The sequence below is a fragment of the Mangrovivirga cuniculi genome (assembly GCF_005166025.1).
GTDB lineage: Bacteria > Bacteroidota > Bacteroidia > Cytophagales > Cyclobacteriaceae > Mangrovivirga > Mangrovivirga cuniculi.
Genome location: NZ_CP028923.1, coordinates 2,254,418 through 2,272,875 on the forward strand (window position 1 = coordinate 2,254,418; position 18,458 = coordinate 2,272,875).

17 protein-coding genes are annotated in these 18,458 nt (G+C 36.3%); 4 read left to right on the plus strand and 13 right to left on the minus strand.

All coding sequences use genetic code 11. From position 1 onward, the window contains the following. Position 1: 1 nt before the first annotated feature. The 7 genes from DCC35_RS09845 to DCC35_RS09875 all read right to left on the minus strand — a co-directional run bounded on the left by DCC35_RS09845 (position 2) and on the right by DCC35_RS09875 (position 6,202). Complete coding sequence (locus DCC35_RS09845) at positions 2–319, minus strand: SUF system Fe-S cluster assembly protein (RefSeq protein WP_137090628.1); 318 nt, start codon at positions 317–319, stop codon at positions 2–4. Positions 320–325: 6 nt separating this feature from the next. Then, entirely contained in the window at positions 326–751 is a 426-nt protein-coding gene (locus tag DCC35_RS09850; protein WP_137090629.1) for a SufE family protein, read from the minus strand. 3 nt (positions 752–754) lie between these two features. After that, positions 755–1,996 (minus strand): aminotransferase class V-fold PLP-dependent enzyme, encoded by a 1,242-nt coding sequence (locus DCC35_RS09855; RefSeq protein WP_137090630.1) that lies wholly within the window; start codon positions 1,994–1,996, stop codon positions 755–757. Positions 1,997–1,999: 3 nt separating this feature from the next. Next, on the minus strand, positions 2,000–3,325 hold the full coding sequence (gene sufD / locus DCC35_RS09860) for a Fe-S cluster assembly protein SufD (RefSeq protein ID WP_137090631.1): 1,326 nt from the start codon (positions 3,323–3,325) through the stop codon (positions 2,000–2,002). 31 nt (positions 3,326–3,356) lie between these two features. Continuing rightward, entirely contained in the window at positions 3,357–4,109 is a 753-nt protein-coding gene (gene sufC, locus DCC35_RS09865) for a Fe-S cluster assembly ATPase SufC (protein ID WP_137090632.1), read from the minus strand. Positions 4,110–4,145: 36 nt separating this feature from the next. Next, a complete protein-coding gene (sufB, locus tag DCC35_RS09870) occupies positions 4,146–5,591 on the minus strand; it encodes a Fe-S cluster assembly protein SufB (RefSeq protein ID WP_137090633.1) in 1,446 nt (481 codons plus the stop codon). A gap of 140 nt (positions 5,592–5,731) precedes the next feature. Next, positions 5,732–6,202 (minus strand): Lrp/AsnC ligand binding domain-containing protein, encoded by a 471-nt coding sequence (locus DCC35_RS09875; RefSeq protein WP_137090634.1) that lies wholly within the window; start codon positions 6,200–6,202, stop codon positions 5,732–5,734. Positions 6,203–6,776: 574 nt separating this feature from the next. On the opposite strand from DCC35_RS09875, the gene DCC35_RS09880 reads away from it, so the two are divergent. After that, positions 6,777–8,459: an AMP-binding protein gene (locus tag DCC35_RS09880; protein WP_137090635.1), complete on the plus strand. Its 1,683-nt coding sequence runs from the start codon at positions 6,777–6,779 to the stop codon at positions 8,457–8,459. Positions 8,460–8,591: 132 nt separating this feature from the next. On the opposite strand, the gene DCC35_RS09885 is transcribed toward DCC35_RS09880, so the two are convergent. After that, on the minus strand, positions 8,592–9,173 hold the full coding sequence (locus DCC35_RS09885; RefSeq protein ID WP_137090636.1) for a hypothetical protein: 582 nt from the start codon (positions 9,171–9,173) through the stop codon (positions 8,592–8,594). Positions 9,174–9,307: 134 nt separating this feature from the next. Here DCC35_RS09885 and DCC35_RS09890 point away from each other — a divergent pair, with 134 nt between their 5' ends. Continuing rightward, the gene (locus DCC35_RS09890) at positions 9,308–9,757 is read left to right on the plus strand and encodes a TerB family tellurite resistance protein (protein ID WP_137090637.1); all 450 of its coding nucleotides are present in this window, start codon (positions 9,308–9,310) and stop codon (positions 9,755–9,757) included. Here DCC35_RS09890 and smc read toward each other — a convergent pair. Beyond that, positions 9,746–13,297 (minus strand): chromosome segregation protein SMC, encoded by a 3,552-nt coding sequence (smc, locus tag DCC35_RS09895; protein WP_137090638.1) that lies wholly within the window; start codon positions 13,295–13,297, stop codon positions 9,746–9,748. The genes DCC35_RS09890 and smc overlap by 12 nt on opposite strands. Positions 13,298–13,439: 142 nt before the next feature. On the opposite strand from smc, the gene DCC35_RS09900 reads away from it, so the two are divergent. Continuing rightward, positions 13,440–13,931, plus strand: a complete 492-nt coding sequence (locus DCC35_RS09900) for a hypothetical protein (protein WP_137090639.1) — start codon at positions 13,440–13,442, stop codon at positions 13,929–13,931. On the opposite strand, the gene DCC35_RS09905 is transcribed toward DCC35_RS09900, so the two are convergent. Next, positions 13,932–14,915, minus strand: coding sequence for a phosphatase domain-containing protein (locus DCC35_RS09905; protein WP_137090640.1), 984 nt, complete (start codon positions 14,913–14,915; stop codon positions 13,932–13,934). It lies immediately after the preceding gene. Between the two features lie 49 nt (positions 14,916–14,964). Here DCC35_RS09905 and DCC35_RS09910 point away from each other — a divergent pair, with 49 nt between their 5' ends. Then, positions 14,965–15,855: a diacylglycerol/lipid kinase family protein gene (locus DCC35_RS09910; RefSeq protein ID WP_137090641.1), complete on the plus strand. Its 891-nt coding sequence runs from the start codon at positions 14,965–14,967 to the stop codon at positions 15,853–15,855. Between the two features lie 8 nt (positions 15,856–15,863). Here DCC35_RS09910 and DCC35_RS09915 read toward each other — a convergent pair whose 3' ends face one another. Genes DCC35_RS09915 through DCC35_RS09925 form a run of 3 tightly spaced genes read right to left on the minus strand, consistent with a single transcriptional unit; the run spans position 15,864 to position 18,355 of the window. Next, the gene (locus DCC35_RS09915; RefSeq protein WP_137090642.1) at positions 15,864–17,258 is read right to left on the minus strand and encodes a M56 family metallopeptidase; all 1,395 of its coding nucleotides are present in this window, start codon (positions 17,256–17,258) and stop codon (positions 15,864–15,866) included. Then, positions 17,255–17,650 carry a BlaI/MecI/CopY family transcriptional regulator gene (locus tag DCC35_RS09920; RefSeq protein ID WP_137090643.1) on the minus strand — a complete coding sequence of 132 codons (396 nt, stop codon included), beginning with the start codon at positions 17,648–17,650 and terminating at the stop codon, positions 17,255–17,257. The genes DCC35_RS09915 and DCC35_RS09920 overlap by 4 nt, the downstream gene beginning before the upstream one ends. 48 nt (positions 17,651–17,698) lie before the next feature. Beyond that, complete coding sequence (locus tag DCC35_RS09925; RefSeq protein ID WP_137090644.1) at positions 17,699–18,355, minus strand: DUF4159 domain-containing protein; 657 nt, start codon at positions 18,353–18,355, stop codon at positions 17,699–17,701. Between the last annotated feature and the right edge of the window lie 103 nt (positions 18,356–18,458).

Below are 18,458 nucleotides of genomic sequence, written 5' to 3' on the forward strand. Positions count from 1 at the left end.
TTTATAAAAATCCTAATTCTAATTTAGCTGCCTCACTCATCATATCCTGAGTAAATGGCGGATCGAAGGTTAGTTCAACCTGAACATCATTAATTCCTTCTACTTGTTTTACTGCCTTTTCTACATCTCCCGGAATCTCTTCCGCTGCAGGGCAGGAAGGAGAAGTCAGCGTCATTAATACATGTACGTTGTTTACCGGGAAGAAATTGATCTCATAGATCAGTCCTAATTCGTAAACATCGACCGGGATTTCCGGATCAAATACAGTCTTAATTGCTGCTACTACCTTATCTTTTAATTCTTTTTGTTCGGCGTCCATAATAATCTAATTTGAAACTTTCTGAAGTACCATCGCATCAAGCTTCATTTGCTTGATCATTGCACCAAAACCATTCGAGCGCTGCGTTCCGATAAATCTGTTCATGCCTATCTTTTCTGCAAAGTATAAATCGGCATTCAGGATATCCTCAGGCTTCTGTTCTGAGAATACTCGTATTAGCAAACTTACAAGCCCTTTGGTGATGGCTGTGTTACTATCTGCTTCATAAACGACTTTTCCGTCTTCAAGTTTAGCATTTAGCCAAACTTTTGACTGGCAGCCTTTTACTATATGTTCTTCGTCTCGTTTGTCTTCAGGAAAATCAGGGAGTTTTTGCCCGAGTTCCATTAGATATACGTTAGACATTTCCATGTCTCCGTCCAACAAACTAAATTCTTCTATTATCTTGTCTTGCGCTTCTTGTATAGTCATTGATTATCCAAAAATTTTCACCACCTTTTCAAGACTGGCGATCATTGCATCCACTTCTTCCTTAGTATTATATACGGCAAATGATGCCCTAACTGTTCCCTCAATGTTAAAAAGATCCATTAGAGGTTGAGTACAGTGGTGTCCGGTACGAACAGCTACACCAGCACTATCAAGCATCTGCCCAATGTCAAAGGGGTGAATGTTGTCAAATAAAAATGATATAACACCTACTTTTTCCGCTGCTGTCCCATAAAATTTGATGTTTTCAAATTTTGAAATCTTTTCCATTGCATAGTCGTGCAATTCCATTTCGTGGCGGATGATATTTTCTTTACCAACTTTATCCACAAATGCAATAGCTTCTTTTAGGGCTACAACATCTGCGATATTCGGTGTTCCTGCTTCAAACTTATATGGAATGTCGTTCCAGCTACTTTTTTCAAAAGTTACCTCACTGATCATTTCACCACCACCCTGGTAGGGAGGCATCGCCTCTAAAAGCTCTCTTTTTCCGTATAGGATACCCACTCCTGTCGGACCGTACATTTTATGTCCGGAGAAAGCAAGAAAGTCACAATTTAGCGCCTGTACATCCAAAGGCAGGTGAGAGGCCGCCTGGGCTCCATCGATCATCACTATAGCTTCATATTTATGAGCTTCATCAATGATCTCCTTAACAGGATTGATTGTGCCAAGAGAATTTGATGCATAAACGACCGAAACGATCTTTACTTTATCAGAAAGCATGGATTTATATGCTTCAAAATCCATTTCTCCTTTATCATTAACCGGGATTATACGAAGTTTTGCACTTTTTTCTTCGCAGATCAGCTGCCACGGAACAATATTACTATGATGTTCCATTGCACTGATGATCACTTCGTCACCTTCCTTCAGGTATTTACGACCATAAGAAGATGCCAGCAGGTTAATGCTATCTGTTGTTCCCTTGGTGAAGATAATCTCTTCTTTTTCAGGAGCGTTGATAAAGTTTCTAACAGCCTCACGGGTATCCTCAAATGCTGAGGTCGCCCTTTCAGCAAGTGTATGAATTCCCCTGTGAATATTCGAGTTATCGCGGCCATAATAATGATCCAGCGAATCAATTACCTGCTTTGGTTTTTGGGTAGTTGCTGCATTGTCAAAATAGGCCAGAGGCTTATTGTTGACGAGCTGATCCAAAACAGGAAATTGGTCTCGAATTTCTTTGATATTAATCGGTGTTGAAGCTGTGTCTACAGACATTTATTAAAAGTTTTTATGTAAACGTTCTGAGATCAGGTTTTCAAGATAATTTCTAACCTGCTCATTCCCGATATGCTCAACAATATCCATGGCAAATGCATAAAGCAGTAGTGCCCTGGCTGATTGTTTGTCCATTCCACGTGATCTAAGATAGAAAAGCTGCTCAGGATCTATCTGGCCTGTTGTCGCTCCGTGAGAACACTTTACGTCGTCTGCCCAGATCTCTAACTGAGGCTTTGTGTTTATCGTAGCGTCTTCTGAAAGAAGTACATTTCTGTTAGACTGGAATGCATTTGTTTTCTGAGCATCCTGTCTTACAAAAATCTTTCCGTTGAAAACACCTGTTGATTTATCATCAAATACACCTTTGTAAAGCTCATTACTATCTGCATGTGGCTTTCTGTGATCCACGGTAGTATGGTGATCCACATGGTGGTTGTCTTTTAGCAGAGAAAGACCGTACATGTTTGCCTCACAATGGCTGGCATCAAGAGCAATATTCAGGTTATTTCTAACCATCATACCACCAAAAGAAAGGGTAGTAGAAGTGAAATTACTGTTTTCGTCCTGCCAAACCTGCGTGTTACCTACGTGAACATTACCGTTGTGCTCACTCTGGATTTTATAGTATTTAACTACAGCACTTCTGTTTACAACGATCTCAGAAACAATATTTGATAAACTGTGGTTTTCGCCAATTGTATCAAATTTTTCTATGATCTCACCCTGAGAATTTTCACCAAATACAAACAAATTGTGAGGATGAGTGATCACCCCGCCTTCTTCTGTGTAATTGAGGTAATAGATCATCACCGGCTTGGTAAGGATCTGACCTTTTTTGATGTTGATGAAAATACCTTCGTCTGTCAGCGCATCGTTGATTGCCGTAAACGGATCAGATTCAGGAGTTGCGTGTTTTCCGAAGTTTTCGATGCAATCTTTTTCATTTGCTTCGAAAGCCTCTTTCACAGTCATCAGGTTGATCTCTTTAGAAAGTTCATCCCAGTGACTTAATTCTTTATTTAAAATACCGTTGACAAAGAAAATGTCATAAGCATCGAGGTCATCGATTACATTTTCCTTTACTTCTTGTTCTGTAACATCAGTAGAGCGGTTCCAGTCGTCTTCAGTAAAGTTTTTTTCGATTACCTTATCAAGGCCGGTATATTTATATTCTTCATGTTTTCTGGAAGGTGTTCCAACTTTGAGATATGAATCAAAGCTTTCCTTTCTGAATGAATGGAAATCACTTGATTTTTCACCATTAAGTTGCTTTTCCCAGTTATCAAATCGAGCCTTCAGCCCTTCTTTGTTATAAAGTTCTGGCATGGAAGTATTTCTTTTTGTCAATTAATGGAAATTATACTGCAGCCTCAGCTTTGATCCAGTCGTAACCTTTTTCTTCAAGCTCGAGAGCGAGATCTTTGGTACCTGATTTTACAATTCTACCGTTGTAAAGAACGTGAACGTAATCAGGAACAATATACTCTAAAAGTCTCTGGTAGTGAGTTACTACAACAGTGGCATTATCCTCATTTCTGAGTTTATTAACACCGTTGGCTACAATTCTTAAGGCATCAATATCAAGTCCTGAGTCAGTTTCATCAAGAATCTTCAACTTAGGCTCTAACATTGCCATTTGAAATACTTCATTTCTTTTCTTTTCACCTCCTGAGAAACCTTCGTTCAGTGCTCTGCTCAATAGAGATTGGTCCATTTCAACCAATTTCATTTTTTCTTTAACCCTTGAAAGGAAAGAAACAGCATCAAGAGGATCCTGGCCTTTGTGTTCTCTGATTTGGTTTATAGATGTTTTAAGGAAGTTCGTTGTACTTACTCCCGGAATTTCTACCGGATACTGAAATGCAAGGAAAACACCTTCACGAGCTCTTTCTTCGGGATCCATATCCAAAAGGTCTTCACCCTGATAAGATACAGAACCACCCGTTACTTCATACTCATCACGACCTGCAAGAACACTGGCTAAAGTACTTTTACCAGAACCGTTAGGTCCCATAATAGCGTGTACTTCGCCTGCTTTAACTTCCAGGTTTATTCCTTTTAGTATTTCCTTTCCTTCAATTGAAGCTTTAAGATCTTCTATCTTTAACATTTTTGTATGTATTGTATTCTTAAGTTGTTTAATTGATTAACCTACACTGCCTTCTAAAGTAAGAGCAAGTAATTTTTGTGCTTCTACAGCAAATTCCATTGGTAACTGATTAAGAACTTCTTTGCAGTAACCGTTTACGATCAAAGCAACAGCACTTTCTTCATCAATACCTCTTTGCTGGCAGTAGAAAATCTGGTCTTCACCAATTTTTGAGGTAGTTGCCTCGTGCTCTACCATTGCCGAAGCATTCTTATTTTCTATATATGGAAAAGTATGGGCTCCACATTTATCTCCCATGAGTAGAGAATCACACTGAGAGAAGTTTCTTGCGTTTTCAGCTCTCTTGTTGATTTTCACTAATCCACGGTATGAATTCTGACTTTTTCCTGCAGATACACCTTTAGAAACGATCCTTGACTTGGTGTTTTTACCAAGGTGAATCATTTTAGTACCGGTATCAGCTTGCTGCATGTTATTGGTAACGGCTACAGAGTAGAATTCACCCTGAGAATAGTCACCCTTAAGAATACAGCTTGGATATTTCCAGGTCACTGCAGATCCGGTCTCAACCTGCGTCCAGCTAATCTTAGAATGGTCACCGGCACATATACCTCTTTTTGTTACGAAGTTGTATATACCACCTTTACCTTCTTTATCACCTGGATACCAGTTTTGAACAGTAGAGTATTTTACTTCAGCATCTTTTTCTGCATAAATTTCAACAACTGCAGCGTGAAGCTGGTTCTCGTCTCTCATTGGGGCAGTACAGCCTTCCAGGTAAGAAACGTAAGAACCTTCCTCAGCAACGATCAGGGTTCTTTCGAACTGACCGGTGTTAGCTGCATTGATACGGAAGTAAGTACTTAACTCCATCGGACATCTCACACCTTTAGGGATGTAGCAGAATGATCCATCAGAGAAAACAGCACTGTTTAGCGCAGCAAAATAATTGTCATTTTGAGGAACGACAGAACCGATGTATTTTTTTACTAATTCTGGATGTTCTTTTACAGCTTCTGAAAAAGAACAGAAGATAATACCCAGTTCGCCTAATTTATCTTTAAAAGTAGTAGCTACCGAAACACTGTCCATTACAGCATCAACAGCTACACCAGTAAGTCTTTTTTGTTCTTCTAGTGAGATACCAAGCCTTTTAAAAGTTTCAAGAAGTTCCGGATCCACCTCATCAAGACTTTTTGGAGTCTTCTTTTGCTTTGGAGCGGAATAATAGATGATATCCTGGTAGTCGATTTTAGGATATTCGACGTTAGGCCAGGTTGGTTCTTTCATAGTTACCCAGTGACGATAAGCTTTTAATCGCCATTCAAGTAACCACTCCGGTTCGTTCTTTTTAGCAGATATAAATCGAATGGTATCCTCATTGAGGCCTTTAGGAGCAGTGTCTGCTTCTATTTTAGTTTCCCACCCGTACTTATACTCGGAATTGGTAAATTCATTAAGAATTTCGGTATCTTTCGCCATGAACTCTCTTATTTAAATTAATTCTTAATAGCAAAACTACAACATATAAACCGTTTATTTGTTTAAACGCAGTAGTATTTTATAGCTATTACGAGATTTTCCGGCGTAAAGATACCATTATTTAGAATATTTATAAATAATTATCTGGATAAGATTTGAACAGGTCGGTTTAAACTCTCTTCAAGTGATATTAACGTTTCGGTTCTTTCAATTCCATCTACCTTTTGAATCTTATCGTGAAGAACTTCTCTAAGGTGATTAGTGTCTTTACAATATAGTTTTACAAAAATACTGTAGTTACCAGTTGTATAATGGATTGAGGCAATTTCAGGAATATCCTTTAAGCGAGATGCTACTTCCTCATAGAGAGATGATTTTTCTAAAAAAATACCCAGAAAGGCAGTGATATCATACCCTAGCTTTGAATAGTCGATGCTCAGGGTAGATCCTTTAACAATACCCATTTCCTCAAGTTTTCTCATTCTAACGTGCACCGTACCACCTGAAACATATACCTTTTTTGCTATTTCTGTATATGGTATTTTAGCATCTTCAGTCAGAAGGCTGAGAATCTTTAAATCAATATTGTCAATTTCGTAATTCTTACTCATTTTCTAGCTTTTGGATTAGTATTTGGGTAAATAACTTCCTCAAAATTAAAAATATTTTAATATCTTTCAAATTTTATTGATAAATTTTTAAAAATATATCCAAGATGTTAATTTTGCGTAGTTGCAATAAGGGAAATACTTACACAAAAGTGAGTACTTGTTGCAATATTTTGGGTTAATGTTGTTTATTGAGAAGGGCTACTTTTAGGGGGGTGGCCTTTTTCTTTTTTTATATAAGCAATTATTAGTTATTTCAACCGTTTGCATAAATATTTTTTGGCATAATTGGATTATTTCGCAATAATATTTTTGCAATTACCAGAAATTCGAATTTAATTACATAATAAGTAAGAGGGTGGAAAGATTTAATCTTTACATACTCGTATTTTGGGTTAATGTTGTTTATTGAGAAGGGCTGCTCCACGAAGGATGCGGCCTTTTTTTATGCCTAAATAAAAAATATTCTTCATGCATACTTTTTTTTGCATTTAAAATTATTTTATTTGCTATTCGGAAAACTGTTTTTATTAATTAATTTCATTAAGACTAACAACTAACGAAACCTGAAATAAACATGACTGAAAGCATATGGTTGAAGAACTACCCTAAGGGTGTGCCTCATACTATCGATCCGGATAAATACAGCTCACTTGTCGATCTTTTTGAAGAATCTGTCAAAACTTACAAAGACAGGGTTGCCTATATTAATATGGGTAAATCGATCACTTTTGGAGAGTTGGATGATCTTTCAAAGCGTTTTGCATCATATTTACAAAATGAGTTGAATATCAAAAAAGGAGACAGAGTTGCTATTCAAATGCCAAATTGTCTTCAATATCCTGTAGCTATGTTTGGCGTACTTCGTGCTGGTGCGATCGTAGTTAATACAAATCCGCTATACACTGCCAGGGAGATGGAGCATCAATTTAAAGATTCCGGAGTTGGAACGGTCATAATGATCGCAAACTTTGCCAGTAATCTTGAAAAGATTATTGATAAGACAAACATTAAGAATGTTATAATTACCGAACTGGGCGATATGCTTGGTTTTCTAAAGGGTAACATTGTAAACCTGGTAGTGAAGTATGTTAAAAAAATGGTGCCGGAATATAATCTGCCTGGCGCTATTAAATTTAAAGATACTTTAAAAGCTGATGCTGAAGGTTACGACAGGGTGCCGGTTTCTGGACAGGATCTTGCTTTTCTTCAGTATACAGGAGGAACTACCGGAGTTTCAAAAGGAGCGATGCTGACTCACCGAAATATCATTGCTAATGCTGAACAAACTCATGGCTGGATGAAGCCAAAGCTGGTAGAGGGAGAGGAGTTGATGGTAACAGCACTGCCTCTATATCACATTTTCGCTCTTACAGTCAATTGCATTTTAATGTTTAAAATAGGTGCATCAAATCTTTTGATTACCAATCCACGGGATATGAAGGCTTATTGCAAGGAGCTGACAAAATATGATTTCACAGTCATGACCGGTGTTAATACCTTATTTAATGGTATGTTAAATCATGAAGATTTTAAAAAGATTGATTTTTCTAAGTTGAAGTTTTCAGTTGGTGGTGGTATGGCTGTTCAGCGTTCAGTTGCAGAAAAATGGCAGAAAGAAACTAATTCAACTCTTATTGAAGGTTACGGATTAACAGAATCTTCTCCCGTATTAAATTGCAACCCCCTGGATGGATCAGATAAGATCGGAACTATCGGATTACCACTTCCGAGTACTCTTATAAAAATTGTTGATGACGAAGGAAATGAATTACCCCAGGGAGAACGTGGTGAGCTTTGTGCTTATGGGCCACAGATAATGAAAGGTTACTGGCAAAATGAAGAAGCAACCGAAAATGTCATGAACGATGGCTGGTTAAAAACTGGTGATATCGCAGAAATGGATACAGACGGATTCTTCAAAATTGTAGATCGTAAAAAAGAAATGATCAATGTTTCCGGATTCAATGTATATCCAAATGAAGTGGAAGATGCAATCGCTGCTCATGATAAAGTTCTGGAGGTTGGAGCTATTGGCGTACCTGACGATAAATCTACTGAAGCAGTTAAGGTTTATGTCGTGAAAAAGGAAGATGATCTGACAGAAGATGAATTACATGCCTATTGTAAAGAAAATCTGACCGGATATAAGCGTCCAAAATATGTTGAGTTTACGGATGAGTTACCTAAATCAAATGTTGGAAAGATTCTTAGAAGAGTTTTAAGAGATAATGATCCAATGGTTAGGGATAATTCCTGATAAAAGTTATATTTGTAAACGGTATTGAATTACAAATTGCGGATTTGCTTAACGATCTCAACTTTTGTAAAAAAATAAAGCCGGATAGTTTCTTAGAAATTATCCGGCTTTTCTCTTTTATATCTTTTTATTCTATACGATCATTAATGAAGGATCTTTCAAAAGATCATTGATCTCTGAAGGAGGACCGAAGTGCTTGTTTTTAAATCCATTAAGCAAATCGATAGTTGGATTAGACATTAAATTGGATAATTCATCCATTACCTCACCACTTAACATGTAAGGAGAAGTATTCGGCATTAATGTCTTTCCTTTACACACAGCGAACAATTGATATTCTTCTACCTCTTTTACATCTGTTCCTTTTATCAGGCAGGAGTTAGTGTTTTGATCAATATTATCAGGATCTATCAATAATTCATCCTGACTTTTACTCATCAGGTGATCCTGGAAATATTCGTCAATACTTTTTCTGCTGTCTTTTGATAATTGTTTCCTGAACATATCTGCACATGATAAACACATAGCATATTCAAATACTACATCTTCAGCATCAAGTTTAGGATAACGTTTTACGACTTTTTCAATAACGTATTGATTGTTAGTAAGGTATAACTCCTTATTACATTCTATACAAAATTGAAAAGGAGCCCTTTCAGCATAAGAATAAAATTGTCTTGGAATTTCAATTAGATTGCTTTCTTGATCAGGCATCTGTCACATTTTTGGCTTTACACACATTGCAAAATTAAGAATAAAATAGGAGAATCCTAAGACTAAATTGCCCGATTTTATTACTTTGATTTATTTCAAGAATTAATTATCTTATTACAATAAAATTTATCGTTATGGTAGGATTTTTCGAAACTGAACACCTGAAATTCAAGAAAGATTACATGTCAAATTTAATAGCGTTGGCTCATGCTGATGGTCATTTGCATGATAAGGAACTGGCATTTATCATTAATGCAGCCAAAAGGTTAAATCTAAAAGACAAGCATCTAAAGGAACTTCTGGACGACGCAGACAATCTGAAAATTAAGGTTCCTGCCAGTATGAATTCAAAACTCGATTTATTACATGATCTGACAATTGTCATCCTTGCTGATGGCAGAGTAGATGAAAATGAAATCGAATTTTGCAGACATGTAGCCGATCTTATGGGATTAAAGGAAACATTCGTGATCGACCTGGTTTATAAGTTTCAATCCGGTCACCCTAATCTTACCCAATGGGAAGAAATAAAAGAGCAATATTTAAACGATAAAAGTATTCTTGATCCGTCATTAAATACCTAGTTCATTCTGCAATTCACGAAGATCTACCGGTACCACCCTCGAAACCCCCTGCTCGATCATTGTAATGCCGTAAATGATATCCGTGGAAGCCATAGTACGCTTATTGTGCGTTACAATGATGAACTGTGAATCCTTACTGAATGTCTTGATGATATTATTGAACTTATCAATATTCGCATCATCTAATGGTGCGTCTACCTCATCAAATATACAGAATGGCGCCGGCTTCAATAAGTAAATCGCAAACAATAAAGATGTTGCTGTAAGGGTTTTTTCACCACCGGAAAGCTGATTAATTGTCAATGGCCGCTTACCTTTTGGCTTAGCCATGATTTCTATTTTGGAATCAAGCGGATTATCAGGGTCTACTAATTTAAGATCACAATCATCTTCCACAGTAAAAAGAGAACGGAATACCTTGAGGAAATTTTCTTTGATCATTTCAAAAGACTCCAGGAAACTTTCCCTTGCCACAGTGTCGATCTCACTAATCGTTTCCAGTAATGATTCTTTAGCTTCAATAAGATCATCGCGTTGCTGGGTGATGAAATCATGTCTTTCTTTGATTTCCTGGTAAGCCTCCATTGCCATCGGGTTGATCGGGCCTATCCGGTCCATTTTATCTTTGATCTTATGAACTCTCGTTCGCAATTCCTCTTCATCCATCCCTGAGTCAGGAAGTTCTTCTGAACTTTTCCTTAAAAGTGAATCCAGGTCAACTTCAAATTCAACAGAAAGTCGCTCTTTTATACTTGTCAGGTTAAGCTTCGCATCGTTGAGACTAGATTTTAATTCCATTACAAGCGTATCGACATCTTCTTTTCTGTGATGAAATTCTTTAAGAGATTTTTCATACTCATCGACATTTCCACGGGCAGCATAATATTCTCTTTCAGCTTCATTCACACCCGCTTCGATCTGCTCTTTTTCCTGATACATTTCGATCAGTTCATCTTCTGCATGTTCTGATCTGTCAAGAAGCCCTTTTACCTCATCTTCAGTTTCTTTTAGTTCCTCTTGATTTTTTTCAATTCTAATCTTACTGCTTTCATGGGCAGACTCCTTAAACGAAATTTCCTGTTCGATAGAATTCAGTTTGTTCTGAATCTGATGGAATTTTATATTTTCGTCATTATAAGCAGCAGATTTTTCTGAAAGAAGTTCATTTTTTTCTTCCAGCTGATCACTGAGAATCGCTATTTGTTCTTCAGTTTCATTGAGCACTGCTTCTTCTTCAGAGACTTTAGGTCTGAGAGTTTCAAGATCCTCTCTGTATTCAGTTATTTTTTCCTGGATATCTTCCCTTCGATTGGCATTACTGCTCAGCATTTCAGAGAACTGCTCATGCTTTGTCTTTAAAGAAACATATTCCTCATTGATCTGAGCAATTTGCTGTTTGAGTTCTTCAATTTCTTCTTTCTCAGAGCTCTCGAGTAGTTTGTGAAGTTCTTTTTGATTTTCTTCCAGGCTCTTGTTTACCTGGTGAATTTTTTTCGAAAAAGTTTCTATCTGTTCCTGAAGCTTTTCCAGGTTTTTTGCTCTACCAATTCTCTTTCCTTCGAAAAGTCCTACAGACCCTCCGGTGATACTGTTTACCCTTCGGGTTATTTTTCCACTGATAGTAATGAAAATGCAATCCGGATCATTTGGGATATCGCTTTCGTCTCCATCTACGATGTAAACATTATCCAGAACATGAGAGACCAGCTTCCTGTATTTCTCATCGTATTCGATTACCTCAGTTGCAGGGAAAGCTTTATCGAAGAATTTATGTTCCGTATTCTTTTTCTTTTCAAAACTGTCGAGAATAAAGAAATGCGCTTTTCCTTTTGAAGCCTCACTTAATAAATTGATCGCCTTATAAGCTTCTGCATAGTCGTTAACTATGTAGTAATTCATATAAGGCTCAAGGAAATTTTCAATGGTTACCCTGTATTTTTCATCTGTAGTCAGGACATCAGAGAGCAGGGGAGCATCAGTTTTCCAATTCTTATGTTTTTTAAGGAATTTAATCGCCTCAGGGAAGCCCTCAAGATTGTCAACCAGGGATTTGGTCAGATTGTACTCGTTTTGTTTTGCATCGAGCTTCCTGTTTGTCTGATGCATTTCCTCTTTGATAACTTCGATTGTCTTTTTTACTGCCTCGAGTCTCTGCTGTAATTGCTCTTCTTTTGCCTGCTTTTGTGCCAGGTTATCTTTTTTCTCGTTCAGATAGTCAGAAAGTTCATTTAGCTTTTCAGCAAACTGCTCGATATTGGCAGTTTTTTCTGACGTTTCATCGGCGGTTTTTTCCAGTTCCTGCTGGAAAGAATTGACTTGAATTTCTTTGATCTCCAGTTCTTTCTTGATCTGGTAGACATTGTTTTGCTTTTCTCTCAGAGTTTTATTTAAAGCAGATACCTTTTCCTGAATTATAGCAGTTTCAGACTTTTGCTCTTCGTATGCAGCTTTTAATTCCTCGACATAAGCAGTTGCCTCGGTAACATTTTTTTCAACGACGGATTTTTCTTCGTTGAGACTTTTAATGCTAAAAGCGGCTCTTTCGTTACTTTTTTTATCGTGGTCTATTTGCTCTCGAAGCTTATCAGTTTTGTCAGTAAGAAAGCGCATTCTTTCGTTTTTGATCTTATTCTCACTTTCGTACTGTCTGATCTTCGCTACATAATTGTTTAATGACTTTTGTCTGCTGGATAAAAGCTTCTCCTTGCCGATAATATCTGCCTTGAGCTTCTCTATCTCCGCTTCCTTTTCTTTCACCTGCTTAGAGATCGCAACTTTTTTGTCATTCTCTTCCTCCAGCCTTTTTTCGATATTATTGATATTGGCCTTTTGCTCTGATACTGATTTTACAGCAAGTTCAATTGAAAGGTCTTTATACTCCTTTTTAAAATTGTAGTATTTCTCAGCCTGCTTTGCCTGTCTTTCTAATGATTTTAAGTTTTTATCTATCTCAAATAAGAGGTCTTCAACCCTGTTAAGGTCATCGTCTGTTCCCTGTAGCTTTCTTAAAGTTTCCTTTTTCCTTATTTTGAATTTTGATACCCCCGCAGCTTCCTCGAATAAATCTCTCCTTGCATTATCCTTATCATTTAGGATATCATCGACCATTTTAAGCTCGATGATAGCATAAGAGTTTGACGAAATACCAGTGTCGAGGAAAAGGCTGGTAATATCTTTTAATCTACAGGTAACACCATTGAGAAGGTATTCACTTTCACCTGACCGATAATATCTTCTGGTAATAGTGACTTGAGAGTATTCTGTTGGTAACAAGTTTTTTGTGTTGTTAAAGGTCATTGAGACCTCAGCCATACCTGCAGCTTTACGTTTTTTAGTACCATTAAAAATGACATTTTCCATCTTATCAGACCGAAGGTTTCTTGTTCTTTGCTCACCAAGTACCCATCTGATCGCATCTACTACATTGGATTTACCACACCCATTAGGACCGACAATTCCTGTAATACCTTCATCAAAGTTGATTACAATCCGATCTCCAAAGCTCTTAAATCCTTTAATCTCAAGTTTCGAAAGCTGCATGCAGGTTTATTTATTAGGTTTTTATTCCGGATTTGATTAAAATTGACTGTTGGCTTAAAGACAACGTCGAAACAATTTATTAAGATAATATTTTTGACCCGGAGCCTTCAAAATTAATATTATTTTTTAAAAAATCTATTTAATGGACATATTAGAATTTCTTCCCTTTATAATTGCCATTATTATATATCTTGTTCAACAAGCATTGAAGGCAAATAAAGACTCGTCAAAGTCCTCTCCACCAATGGATCAGGAGAGTGGGGGAGGTAGACCTAAGTCTTTTGAAGAACTGCTTGAAGAAATTCAGGGTGGAAAAGGATCTTCTGATACAACAGAGGAATACGAGTCATATGAAGAATATGAGCCCGAGCCTGTTCAACAATCCACACGAGAATATACGGGTGAGGAAGAAAGTTCTGTCGTAGAACGCTTCAGGAAATCTGTAAAAGAAGCTGAAAATACAGTTAAAATAGAAGATAAACGTAGTACTGATCTTGATAAAGGCCTGAGATTTGAGGAATTCAAGATCAAAAAGAAAAAAACTGAAGGTTCCAGGTATAAAAAAATGCTTAGAAATAGTAATTCAGCAAAAGACGCAATAATTCTAAGTGAAATACTGAAAAGAAAATACTAATCAAACGTTGACGGTATTAAAATGTTCTTCAAATTTTTCTTTCAATTCGGAACCATCTTCTCCGGTAATAAAAGGAATATTTTTGCTTTCAAGATCTTGACTGATCTTTTCCAATTCATTTTCTCTCTTACTTTTTTGAGAATAAGTTCTGATTAAAACTGCTTTTACTCTATTAGGATATTTTCTGGCAATCTCCTGGTAAATTTCCGGATCATGTTGTGAATTATCACCGACAAGAACAAAACGAGTATTTTTCATTAAGTGCATAACAAACATGATCGAACGGAATTTATGAAAATCATGATCCTTATTTTTATCCTTTTTTTTGAAGAATTCTTTTACAACCTTGTACTCATGAAGTAATAATGGTCCCTCCGGAAACATATGTTTCTTGATGAAAGTCGATATCATCAGAAATAAATTCATCTGACTATTTGAGATGTAAAAGATCATGCTCTTTCCCTGAGTAAGGAAATTATATAACTCAGCCATGTCACTCACTGGTTTACGGCTATGCGGATTCTTTAAAAACAGATGCTTAATTCTTTTTCTTATTCGTGTGCTGTGAGATACTAGAATCGTATCGTCTATATCAGAGATCACAGCTTCATCTGTGAAGTTATCCAGGTTGTAAATGAAGGAACTTGACACTTCAGGAACGATGACTTTAGTTCCGTCATCTAATTTATAATCTATATTTACCTGGTTGATTTTCTTCGATTCCCGAATATCAAAGTCTGTGTGAAAAAAACCATTTTCATCGATTTTGATCTCCTTGCAAACATCATCGACGGTAATATTTATTTGTTTATTCTTTGTAGGCTTTTGAGAAAAATATCTATAAACCAGCTTGATGTTATATAGAGGGTTTGCAGATTTTTTTAACTTCAGGTGCTTTGGCTTCATCCATATTACCTGTCCCTGGATATGAATTTTATTTTCATATTTTAATACAAGTTGCGGTAAAAGATGAGGTTTTTTCACGATATTAGTTTTAGTTAGTAGCTTTCAATACAACAAAAATTTACCCTAAATGTTAGAGAATCCAAAGCTGGAATGGCTATTTGTTATAAATCCGGTTGCAGGAGCTGAAGATAAAACGGTTTTTGTAAAGAGAATTAAAGAAAAACTAAAAAAAGCAAGTAAATCATACCGCTTATATTTTACAACCGGTCATAAGGATTGTGAAATCATAGAGCTTTTTATAAAGAAATTTTCACCTGAAAATATTGCTGTGATCGGAGGTGACGGAACCCTGTTGGATGTGGTTACATCAGTTAAGAATAATCCAATCCCGATAGCTATTATTCCGTTTGGATCAGCCAATGGTATGTCTGCTGAATTAGATATCGAGCCTGATCAGGATATTAGGTTGGATCAAATAATAGGAGGGAGAAAAGTAAAAGATTTTGATCTGATAAAATTTGATGATAACACATATAGTTTGCATATCAGTGATATAGGGTTAAATGCAGAGGTAGTTTATGCCTATGATAAAGATGAGGACAGGGGTATGCGCACTTACCTCAAGCATTTGTTGTCTGTCTGGAGTACTAAAAAAGAATTTAAGGTTAAGATCACAGCTGATGGTGAAACATATGAGAGAACTGTTTTTATGGTAGTTATTGCAAATGCCAGGAAATATGGTTCCGGGATGTTGATCAATCCGAAGGGTAAACCCGATGATGGGAAATTTGAACTTTGCCTGGTTACAGATGTGAGTATTGATGGAATGATCAAAGCAGGGTTATCAAGTATAAATGAGCGATTTGTACCACTGGAATCCCTAGAGACTATTCATTGTAAGAAAGCAACTATTGAACTGGAAGAAGAAAAGATTTTTCAGGTTGATGGAGAGGTCGTCGGGAATGTGACTAAGCTAACTCCTGAAATTCTACCCTCAGCAGTTAAGTTAATGCTTTGACTTTTAATTTATTCAACCAGAATAGGGAGGATCATTGTTATTCTTTTATTGATCTTATCCTGTTGAGGAAACTGTGGGCTATCATCAATGATTTGCTGTAGCTGTATATCGATATTTTCGTCCTTTCTATTTTCCAACTCAGCAAAATCAAGTAACCCATCATGATTAATTGAGAAACGAATATAATACTGACCTTTTTCTTTAAATTCAATCTTATTTGTGATTTCGTTAATAAACCATGATGTAACGAGTCGGTTAATACCTTCATCATTTTTTGTCTCATCCGGAACAGGCTGTTTTTCAGAGCCGATTAATCTTGAAATGATTTTTCTGGCCATTTCTTTATCCTGATCAGTTTTAACCGGTTTTATCATGTATCTATATTCACCAGATTGGGCGATCATCGCTTGTGATTTTAAATCATAGGAAATAAAGCTTGTTGAGTCTGACGCAGGTAATATATCAATCTTAAGATCTGTGAGATTGTCTGTTGGGTTATCAACAGGTGCTTCTATAATACTTTGTTCTTTTTCTTTGATATTAAACGAAAAGCATAGAAATAAAACAGATAAAATAACCCATGTCCACTTTAGTTTTGGAGCCTCACTTTCCAGGCCACTGTATTTCATCATTTCAACCCTTTTGAGGGTTTTATTTTTAGCGAAGAAATTGGCAATAGGAACCCCGATTTTTATTAGGAGCTGCTTTACTATCAATGCACCATAAGCTTCTTTATTTCCTCCTTGATTTTTTAAAACCATACTATCAGCGATGTATTCCTGGATAGATTCTAATGCGTTTTTCTGCCAGTAGATGAAGGGAGAAAACCATAAGATGGCCGAGGCAATTCGATGAATCAATAAATCAATACTATGTCTGTCTTTTATATGATAGTATTCATGGAGTAAAATTTCCTCTTTTTCCTTTTTCTTATATTGTTGGGAGTTATCGAAATAGATGGTATTGATGAATGAGAAGGTCGGAAGCTTGCCTTCTGTTTCTTTGGTCTTGATACCTTTAAAACTAAGGGAGTAATTTAAATTTCTCGCTGAGGAATACAGTCTTAATAATTGTGTTGTAAGGAATATTAAACTAATAATTACACCAATAATGAATAATGTAAACAGCGAAGTGGTGATCATTTCGGTTGTGGTAAAAAGCTCTCCATTTTCCCCTGAAAGAAAATAATAAAGGGTTTTCTGATCACTGATTTTTGGGATAGAAGTGTAAAAATAAACAGGAATAGAAACAAGAGGAATAAGAAATGAAGCCAAAAGTGTGCCTGTCAGGTACAAGCGCAATTTTTGAAAATAGATTTCTGCTGCCAGGAAGATTCTGTAAAATAAATAGAATATCGCCTGACAAATGGAGACCTCGAATACATAAAGTAATATTTCATTCATTCTTCTTTATCCAGGTCCTTCTTCACCATTTTCATCATTTTATCCAACTCACCTGCATCAACATTATTTTCTTTAGCAAAGAAAGAAACCAGGTTTTGAAATGATCCTTTGAAATACTTTCCAATAAAATTCTGGAGGAATTCATTACTGTAGGTTTCTTTGTCAATTATCGGGTAATATTCATGAGTTTTACCATATGCTTTATAACCCACAAAACCTTTCTTTTCAAGAATTCTGACTATTGTGGATACAGTATTGTAAGCAGGTTTCGGTTCGGGTATTTTATCAAGTATATCCTTGACGAAACCCTTTTCCATGTCCCATAATATCTGCATTACCTGTTCTTCTGCTTTGGTAAGAACTTTTGAATCATCTTTATTTACTATTCCCATAACTCAAAAATAAAACTATTGTGTTAGTTTTCAAACTATTGTGTTAGTTTATTGAGAAAGGAAGATATAGCTTATAATATTAGCTCCCATCTGAAGAGCCTTTAGTCTTACGCTTTCCGGGTCACCATGTATCGAAGGATCTTCCCAGCCATTTCCCAGGTCCGATTCGTATGAATAAAATATTACCAGTCGGCCTTCATGGAAAATGCCCAGACCCTGAGCTGGTTTTCCATCGTGTTCATGAATTTTAGGAAGGCCTTCAAAGTCAAATTTCTGATGGTAAATTGGATGATTAAAAGGGATTTCTACAAGTTCTTTATCAGGAAAAACCTTTTTTAACTCAAGCCTGATGAATTGATCCAAGCCATAATTGTCGTCAATATGTAAAAAGCCTCCGGAAGTTAAATAAAGACGTAGATTTTCGGCGTCAGTGTCACTAAAGACCACATTTCCATGTCCGGTCATATATAGATATGGGTATTCAAAAATAGATTTGCTTCCAACTTCGACATAATCATAATTCGGATTTAAAGAAGTGCCTAAATACCTGTTGCAAAATATAGACAGGTTTTTAAGTCCGGTTTTATTTGCATACCAGTCACCACCACCATTGTATTCAAGCTGAGCAAGTTTAAGTTGAGCACTGGCTACATTAATGGAAAAAGCCGTAAGCAGAAAAAATAAGCTAATTTTTAAGACCTTCATAGTAATCAAATCTAATAAAAGCTGAGAGAATATTTTAGCCAATCTGCATAATTATGATTTAAGTCATGGTTGCTATTGATTGTTTTGCTTTATGTATTAATCA

Excerpts from the sequence above, each read along its gene's own strand:
- DCC35_RS09900 (WP_137090639.1), top strand. The coding sequence starts at position 13,440 with ATGGACATATTAGAATTTCTTCCCTTTATAATTGCCATTATTATATAT.
- sufD (WP_137090631.1), bottom strand. The coding sequence starts at position 3,325 with ATGCCAGAACTTTATAACAAAGAAGGGCTGAAGGCTCGATTTGATAAC.
- DCC35_RS09880 (WP_137090635.1), top strand. The coding sequence starts at position 6,777 with ATGACTGAAAGCATATGGTTGAAGAACTACCCTAAGGGTGTGCCTCAT.
- DCC35_RS09855 (WP_137090630.1), bottom strand. The coding sequence starts at position 1,996 with ATGTCTGTAGACACAGCTTCAACACCGATTAATATCAAAGAAATTCGA.
- DCC35_RS09875 (WP_137090634.1), bottom strand. The coding sequence starts at position 6,202 with ATGAGTAAGAATTACGAAATTGACAATATTGATTTAAAGATTCTCAGC.
- sufC (WP_137090632.1), bottom strand. The coding sequence starts at position 4,109 with ATGTTAAAGATAGAAGATCTTAAAGCTTCAATTGAAGGAAAGGAAATA.
- DCC35_RS09890 (WP_137090637.1), top strand. The coding sequence starts at position 9,308 with ATGGTAGGATTTTTCGAAACTGAACACCTGAAATTCAAGAAAGATTAC.
- DCC35_RS09850 (WP_137090629.1), bottom strand. The coding sequence starts at position 751 with ATGACTATACAAGAAGCGCAAGACAAGATAATAGAAGAATTTAGTTTG.
- DCC35_RS09885 (WP_137090636.1), bottom strand. The coding sequence starts at position 9,173 with ATGCCTGATCAAGAAAGCAATCTAATTGAAATTCCAAGACAATTTTAT.
- DCC35_RS09925 (WP_137090644.1), bottom strand. The coding sequence starts at position 18,355 with ATGAAGGTCTTAAAAATTAGCTTATTTTTTCTGCTTACGGCTTTTTCC.
- sufB (WP_137090633.1), bottom strand. The coding sequence starts at position 5,591 with ATGGCGAAAGATACCGAAATTCTTAATGAATTTACCAATTCCGAGTAT.
- DCC35_RS09920 (WP_137090643.1), bottom strand. The coding sequence starts at position 17,650 with ATGGGAATAGTAAATAAAGATGATTCAAAAGTTCTTACCAAAGCAGAA.
- DCC35_RS09915 (WP_137090642.1), bottom strand. The coding sequence starts at position 17,258 with ATGAATGAAATATTACTTTATGTATTCGAGGTCTCCATTTGTCAGGCG.
- DCC35_RS09845 (WP_137090628.1), bottom strand. The coding sequence starts at position 319 with ATGGACGCCGAACAAAAAGAATTAAAAGATAAGGTAGTAGCAGCAATT.
- smc (WP_137090638.1), bottom strand. The coding sequence starts at position 13,297 with ATGCAGCTTTCGAAACTTGAGATTAAAGGATTTAAGAGCTTTGGAGAT.
- DCC35_RS09910 (WP_137090641.1), top strand. The coding sequence starts at position 14,965 with ATGTTAGAGAATCCAAAGCTGGAATGGCTATTTGTTATAAATCCGGTT.